1 protein-coding gene is annotated in these 1,715 nt (G+C 42.3%); it reads left to right on the top strand.

The annotated features are described in order from the left end of the window. Positions 1-725 precede the first annotated feature (725 nt). The gene (locus tag F6K49_RS46235) at positions 726-1,469 is read left to right on the top strand and encodes a peptidylprolyl isomerase (RefSeq protein WP_293109159.1); all 744 of its coding nucleotides are present in this window, start codon (positions 726-728) and stop codon (positions 1,467-1,469) included. Positions 1,470-1,715 lie beyond the last annotated feature (246 nt).

Here is a 1,715-nt window from a genome sequence, read left to right as displayed (position 1 = left end):
TGAGATAAATAGTCTTCAATACTATGCTATAACCACCCCTAAGCTTGTTGAGTATCTCTATTTATTGGTCAATCTGAAAGTAACTTAAACTTAATCTGAATACAGCCTTAAAATAATCTAATAAAAATCAAACAAATCAGCTGAAAAAAAACACTTGATTCAAAAACTGATGCAAAAAATGAGACAGTATTCCTGGCTCTGCTCATTACTCTAAAACTAGACAGGTAAAGAGGACAGGGTAATGTGGCAGAAAATCATCGTTTGGCTTATAACTGAAATTATTTTAAACTTGCTAGGAATTGATGACCTAGCGGACTATAGCGAATTCATATTTGAGAAACAAGTCATTAATTTCAACAGCTATCACTATCAAGTCAATATGATAATTGCACTAAGCATTCAGCCGTCAGCTGTCAGCCCTCAGCTTAATGCTTAAGGCAACGGATTTGCAGAACTAGACAGTTTTCTTCAAACAGATTAAACAAAGCTTACCTGTTGTCTTGATGCAGTCGCTCATGGGGGAAACCACGCCAGTTGCTCATGGGGGAGACCCCCAAGACCGCACTGGCTCCCCAAGACCGCGCTGCATCGCTTATTCAAAAGCTGATAGCTGATAGCCGATAGCTGATAGCTGATAGCTGATAGCTGATGGCTGATAGCTGATAGCTGATGGCTGATAGCTGATAACTGATAGCTGAATACTTACGATTTTAGAGAAAAGACTGATGAACGAAATTTTACAAGTTGGTAATCAAACTATTACAGCATCAGAAATTATTCCCCTGCTGAGACGATACCTTTTGCTGCCTCAGCTATTCCGGGAAATTATTATTGACCATGCGATCGCTGAGATCAGCTGCACCCCAGAAGAGCAAACTAGTGCTGAAGAGCGGTTTTATGGCAAAAATAAGCTCACGGATGACAAAGCACGTCAGGCTTGGTGTGAGAATCATCAGATCACTCTAAACCAATTAAAAACCTTGGCAACCCGTGAGCTAAAACTTGAAAAATTCCAACAAGAAACCTGGGGTCACCGACTAGAATCTTACTTTCTCGAGCGCAAACAGCAGCTAGATCAGGTTAGTTATTCCTTGATTCGCGTTAAGCATAAAGGTGTCGCTCGGGAACTGTATTATCGGCTGGAGGATGGCGAGCAATCCTTTGCTGAAATAGCACGGCAATATTCCCAAGGACCAGAAGCTCAAAGTGGAGGATTAATTGGTCTGATGCCCATGACTATGCCCCACCCTCAGATTGCTCGGATTCTGAAACTGAGTCAGCCTGGTCAGTTGTGGACACCAACACAAATAGGGGAGTGGATCGTGATTGTGCGCCTAGAAAAATTAATTCCAGCCCAGTTAGACCAACCCATGCGTCAGCGACTGCTGAAAGAATTGTTTAATAGATGGCTCGGTGAGCAATTACCAAGAAGCGATGGTGAAAGCCCCTGTCTTTTAAGCAGGGGATGAAACCGAGCGAGCCTAATAGGCAGACACATTTATGTGTCGTGTTTATAGTATAATCAGCAATTAGCGAGGAGGTGATGCCAGTGTACGGCTGTCAGCAAGTTTTATTGAGTCCAGATCAAGAGTTATTGGCGATTCTCAACTTTTTATGCACACAATCCCAGAGATTGACAAACATGGGAATCTACTTTGCCCGTCAACTCTACTTTAAAGCCAATCGCTACATCAGCAAGTTTGAGCTAGAAAAAG

It is taken from the genome of Moorena sp. SIO3I6 (assembly GCF_010672095.1).
Note: the sequence above shows the minus strand (reverse complement) of the source record. Positions and strands in the feature narration are given on the sequence as shown.